The organism is Streptococcus mitis ATCC 6249 (assembly GCF_000146585.1).
Lineage (GTDB): Bacteria > Bacillota > Bacilli > Lactobacillales > Streptococcaceae > Streptococcus > Streptococcus mitis_AZ.
In genome coordinates, this window is the sequence record NZ_GL397179.1 from 645,316 (window position 1) to 651,521 (window position 6,206).

General features: G+C 37.8%; 2 protein-coding genes. One reads left to right on the plus strand and one right to left on the minus strand.

Annotation, left to right across the window (positions count from 1 at the left end; translation table 11 throughout):
* Positions 1-38: 38 nt before the first annotated feature.
* Positions 39-1,232 carry a ferric reductase-like transmembrane domain-containing protein gene (locus HMPREF8571_RS04935; protein ID WP_004239874.1) on the minus strand — a complete coding sequence of 398 codons (1,194 nt, stop codon included), beginning with the start codon at positions 1,230-1,232 and terminating at the stop codon, positions 39-41.
* Between the two features lie 555 nt (positions 1,233-1,787).
* Here HMPREF8571_RS04935 and HMPREF8571_RS04940 point away from each other — a divergent pair.
* On the plus strand, positions 1,788-6,206 hold a 4,419-nt coding region (locus HMPREF8571_RS04940; protein WP_000837694.1), incomplete at its 3' end, for a YSIRK-type signal peptide-containing protein.

Here is a 6,206-nt window from a genome sequence, read left to right on the forward strand (position 1 = left end):
AAAGAAAGTCCCTCTTTTGTGTTAGAGGGACAATGATCTTATTTAAACTTGAAACCTTCGTAAATGAGTTTTGCTTTGGGATTCTTTTTCTTGATTTGCTTGGCAAGGGCCTTCATCATAGGAAGAGGTCCACACATATAGACTGTAGTTTGGTCAGGGATTTCTTCTTGATCCAAAGTCAGGTATCCTTTTTCATTGCTATCGACCAGCTGCAGGTCAAAGTTAGCATTTTGACGGGCGTAGTCTCGAAGTAGATCTAGGTAGACAGCATTTTCCTCTCCACGGAAACTATAGTAGAAGCGGACGCTCTTGTCTAGGATAGGATGCTCCCGGATATAAGAGATGAAAGGTGTCATTCCAATTCCACCTGCAATCCAGATTTGCTGCTTTGGACCATGTTCCATAGTCATATGCCCATAGGCGCGATCAACCGCAACCTTGCTACCAACTTGAAGATTGTCATAGATATTCTTGGTGTGGTCACCAGAGTTTTTTATCGTAAAATAAAGAGTTCGTCCTTGTCCTCCTGAGATGGAGAAAGGGTGTGGAGCAGTCTCAAAACCTTTTTGGAAAATTTTTAGAAAGGCAAATTGTCCATATTCGTAAGTGAAAGGATGACTGAGTTCTATTTCAATTTCAGTCGTGTCGTGATTGAGGCGTTTGATTCCTACGATTTTTCCAAGATAGGTGAAACCGATCTTTTGATAAAGGAAAATAATATAAAAACCTGCAAGCAAGCCTAAAATAGCATAGATTCCAAAGATAAGACCTAGGAAACTAAAGGAGAGAAGGCGATTTCCCATGATCATCAAAACATGAAAGAGGCCAAAGATATAAGCTAGATAAACCAATCGATGAATCCATCTCCATGCTTCATACTGGATGTATTGTCCCAGATAGGCAACCAGAACGATGCTGATAAAGATATAGATAGCGATATTTCCAAACTGGGCGGCCAAATGCGAACCCCAGAGACCGCCCATGCTAAAGTTGTGTAGGGTTAGTAGGAGAATGGATAGAAAAGCGGTGAATTTATGAGCTAGATACATCTTTTCAAGTCCGTTAAACCAAGCTTCAAGCAGGGGTAAACGGCTAGCTAGTATAAAAGTAAGTGAAAGAGTAGTGAGAGCTAAACCAGGGATTAGAAACTGACTAACACCTGAACTGAGCCAAGCTAGGATAGTCAGAAACATACTAAGCCCGATAAATAAAATACCTTTTAATGATTTCATAGTTGAAGTCCTTTCACGGATTATCTTATGATAGATGTAATAAAATTTGTTACATTTTAACAAAAAATGAATCTGTAGTCAAGGTTTAGAGTTTCGGCCTCTAAGTCAAATTTTCATGATAATCTATAAATAACGGTTAAGAAATATACTGTTTGATTTGTGTACTTCTTATAGAAATTTTTTTGTTATAACAATATAAGGGTGGGAAAAATTCAACTTCTACAAAACCCTAAAAAACAAATTAATACATAAAAGTGTATTTTATTTAATTATAAGATAAATAATATCTGAAATTTACATGATGTAAACCTATGTGAATGTTGGCATTTTAAAGTATTTGATGTTAAATTATTTTTGTATTTTTCTCAAATAAATTTATTAAAAATGTTGAAAAAGATATAAAAAAGTGTTAGTATGAATATGCATATTGAATACGAGGATATAATCCTTTTAGAATAATGAAATTTAAAGACCATCTTTTGAGTAGGGAAGAAATTTCGTTTTTTTTCTATATTTCAATATCGATATAATAAAAATAGGGAGGTTGTTTTTCTTATGAAGAGTAAGCAACAGGGTTTTAGAACGGAGAAATACATTCGATATGGGATTCGAAAGTATAGTTTTGGAGCGGCATCAGTAGCAATTTCAGCAGGTTTGATGTTTTTGGGCAATGGAGCAGTATCTGCGATGGAACTTCAAGGGGCAGATACTACGCTTGTTTCAACATCGACATTGAATGCGGAATCTTCTACGGAAACAGAAAAATCAGAAACTTCGTTTAATAAAGAAAAAGAAGTTGCCCTTAAGACGGTTGATAAAACGGATTTAGTTAAAAAAATTACAGAACTTGAAGAGAAAGTAAAAACAGCAAAGAATATAGATGACGTGGTACTAACATCTGCTAAAGAACTATTAGATTCTGCGAAATCTGTCATCTCAAAAGAGATAGTTGAGCAAGAGGAAGTGGATACTGAACTTGCTAAGATTAAGGATTTAATTACGGTTTTTGCTGAGTCTGTCGAAGTTGGGAAAATAACGGAATCTAAAGAAGAAACAAAAGAAACAAAAGAAGCAGAAGAAACTGTCAAACCAGTCCAAGAAGCTAAAAAAGTCTTAGAACAAGTTACCTCTGAAGCTGAGGTAACCAATGTTTTAGCAACTGAAGCAGTCCGGAAAAATAAGCTTGAGGCTGAAAACAAAGCGGCAATTGAGGCGGCGATAGCTAATAATAAGGAAGTTATTGCGGAAGCTAAAAAAGTGTTAGCTACGGATAGCGTTACAGCTAAACAAGGCAATGAACAATTGTCACGTTTGAACGAGTCAATTCTTGCAGTATATAATGAGCTAAAAAAAGCAGGAATCGGAAAAGATGGAAACTTTGGAGTCGCTTTGGCTGCTCAAGATTTCTATGCCGAAGAGGGTTCTAACACAACTCATGCATCGGAAACAAATGCTGCAAATCATACAGGTAAGGATACCTATACGATTCCAGTACAAGAAATTAAATTAATTACGGGTACTGATGCTACAGGTCTAGAGATTGAAGTCTATTCTAATCAGCGGGTTGGTAATGATACAAATGCTGGAAATGGGATGCATACAGAACAAGGTGGAAAAACTGGTCATAACAACAAAGGACGTGTAGACTATCCATTAACCCCTGATGCCGCTAAAAAATTAGCAGAAGAAGCACCACTTTGGAGAAATAAACTCCGTGCGGATGGGTCAAAAATTTCAAACGCTGCGACGTCAATATATTCTGCCAACGGTGGTTATGAATACCTAGCTACAGAAATTTATGGCTATGGGTATGAACAAGGAGTTGACAGAGTTTATATTAAAGGTTTGAAAGATCGTATCGCTGTTTCTGAAAATGCCAAGCAAGCTGGTTGGAGTTTAACTTCTGTAACCCCAACTAACCTTGTGCCGGGATTGACATACGATTCAGAAACAGACACAATTCAAGGAAAAGTTATAGCGGATATTGAAAATGGAGTTTATGATTTACGATTTAATATTACTGCGACCAATACAGATGGTCGTACGGTAACTTTCCAAATTCAGAATCTTCGTGCTGGTTGGGTTGGGTGGCAAGATAGCACGCCTCCTAAAATAAAATCAGATTCTGAGCGTTATGATCGTATTGTTGGTGACGATGCTAATGTAAACATTCAATTCTATGATGAGTCAGGTGCAAGTGCAACACCAGCAAATAGTCGAGGAACTTATAACTACACGACGATTGAAGGAAAAGTTGTAAGAGTGCCTCAAAGATTTTCTAGAGCAGTGACAGGAGTTTCAGGATATAACACCATTGGTGAACAATTAGATGATTCTAAAGTCCTAATTCCAGGTACTAGCTATAGTGTTGCAAACAGTACTTCTGAAGAGCAAGCTGCTGATCAAACGAATATGGGGAGAGGAATCATTTCTGGAAAATTAACTGAAGCAGGAATTTACACAGTCTCCGTATTTGCTAAAGATTATGATAAGTTATCTAATAATACGACATGGAATCAGTCAGGTCAAGAGGCGCACGGTTCTATTACTGTAGTTGTTAAGCCTAAAGTTGAAGTTCAAAACGTTGAAACCTATTCAACAACAGTTCCTGTTAAAATCTCGAAAGGTGCTACAAGTGCTAAGGTTACAATGCCGGATGGTACTGTAACCAATCTAAAAGCAGTTAATGGCAAATGGCTCGTAGACAGTGCTTCAACCAACACAGCTGTTTCTGAAAATCAAGAATTAGGTATTGTAGATTCCGATACAGTCTTTAATATTCCTGTGACATCAGAGGCAACTGCCAAAGTTGGTGTTGATAATATCAAAGTAGAAGCATCTGCTGAAAATGTTAAGGGAACTTTCTTACGTGAACAAGTTGAGTTAAATGGAACGGATGGGCAAAAACATACTGCTACTTTTAATAAGGCTACCGGACACTGGGAGTTACCTGGCGACTATGCTGAAAGTAAAACACTGAATGGTGATGGTACGACAAGATGGACTAAACGTCAAGTGTACACAGAAGCTCAGCAAGACGGTGGTATGAAATTTTATATCTATGAGTACATTCGACAGCTTGATAGCACTGGGAAAGTGACAAGTGTAGAAACGCCAACTCGTCCAGAAACGATTTATGTTTCTAAGAATACTAATCAGGTAGGAGATGGAATGTCAGTAACTGTCACTTACGATAAACATTCAAATACCTGGGCGTCATCTGATGGAACTGAAGTGACTGCTACTAAGCTTGAAAATGACTCTTGGGAAGTTCATACTAAGTCAGGATTTGGTGGTATTATTAGAGGGACGATTGCAACAAATACTGATGTGGCAACTGTAGTAAATACAAAACCAACAGCAACTTCACAAGATTATACTTCAACAAAAGGTACAGCTGTTGACCTTCGTAATGAAGCAAAAGCTGCAGTAAGCATCTCAGACTCTGAAGATACTAAATATGGAAAAACTACCTATATCACTAGAATCACAGTAACATCGCCTTCAGGAGTTCAAAAAGTATTTGATACCAAACAAGATGCAAATAACTATAATATTGCTAGTGGATATAGCTTAAATGAAGTAGGAGTATATACTGTTAAGATTGATGTTATTGATAGTAATGGAAATTATACTACTGAAGCAACAATCAGTGGAACTGAGTCGGGAGTTGATCATGGAGTTGATTCATCAACCGCTACAACAACCTACCATATTACAGTAACTGATACGATTGAAGGACATAATGTGACTTCGACTGATATTCAAGGTGCTACTCAAAAAGAAACTCCAACCTTTACATCTGTTGGAGATGGATCACCAGTAAAACCAAGTGCTTCTTCGCCTGCTAAGTTAGTAGATCCAAAAACAGGTGGATTTGTTGATACTCTAACAATTGATGGTCAGGGTACCTACTCAATTAATAATGAAACAGGTGAAGTAACTTTTGTTCCATTGAAGACATTTACCGGTACAGCTACACCTGTCACAGTTTCACTTACTGCAAAATTAGGAAAAGATGCTAATGATACGGATATTACAGCAACTGCTACAGCAACGTATACTCCAACTGTAATACCTGTTAAACCAACTTCTACAGATGATGAGTCTGAAGGACCTAAAGGACAAACACAAAACGGTACACCAACTTTTACTGGTGGTAAAGTTGAAGTAAACGGTGTGGAGAAGACTGTTGAAATTGATGAAAATGTTAAACCAACCTTTGATGATGGCACAACTAAGAAAGTTGTTCCGGGAGAAGGAACTTATACCATTGATGAAAATGGTGTGGTAACTTTCACACCAGAAAAAGACTTTGTTGGGAAGGCTTCAGGAGTTACAGTCAAACGAGTTGATAAGAACGGAACAGAAATAACTGCAAAATACACACCAACTGTACGTCCAATTACTTCATTTGTAGATACTGAGGGGAATACATTAATTCCAACCGAAGACGGTGAACAACCTAAGAAAGATATTCCAGGTTACCGCTTCGTAGAGACTAAGAAACTTCCAAACGGTGACACAGAACATGTCTACGAAAAAGTGAAGACTAGTCACAAGGATAAGGAAGGGAATGAAATTCCAGGTTATCCAACCGAAGACGGTGAACAACCTAAGAAAGATATTCCAGGTTACCGCTTCGTAGAGACTAAGAAACTTCCAAACGGCGACACAGAACACGTTTATGAGAAGGTTAAGACCAGTCATAAGGATAAGGAAGGCAATGAAATTCCAGGTTATCCAAGCGAAGACGGTGAACAACCTAAGAAAGATATTCCAGGTTACCGCTTCGTAGAGACTAAGAAACTTCCAAACGGCGACACAGAGCACGTTTATGAGAAGGTTAAGACTAGTCATAAGGATAAGGAAGGGAATGAAATTCCAGGATATCCAACCGAAGACGGTGAACAACCTAAGAAAGATATTCCAGGTTACCGTTTCGTAGAGACTAAGAAACTTCCAAACGGCGAT

Bases quoted from the DNA above. Each gene is read 5' to 3' on its own strand.
- HMPREF8571_RS04935 (WP_004239874.1), bottom strand. From the start codon at position 1,232: ATGAAATCATTAAAAGGTATTTTATTTATCGGGCTTAGTATGTTTCTG.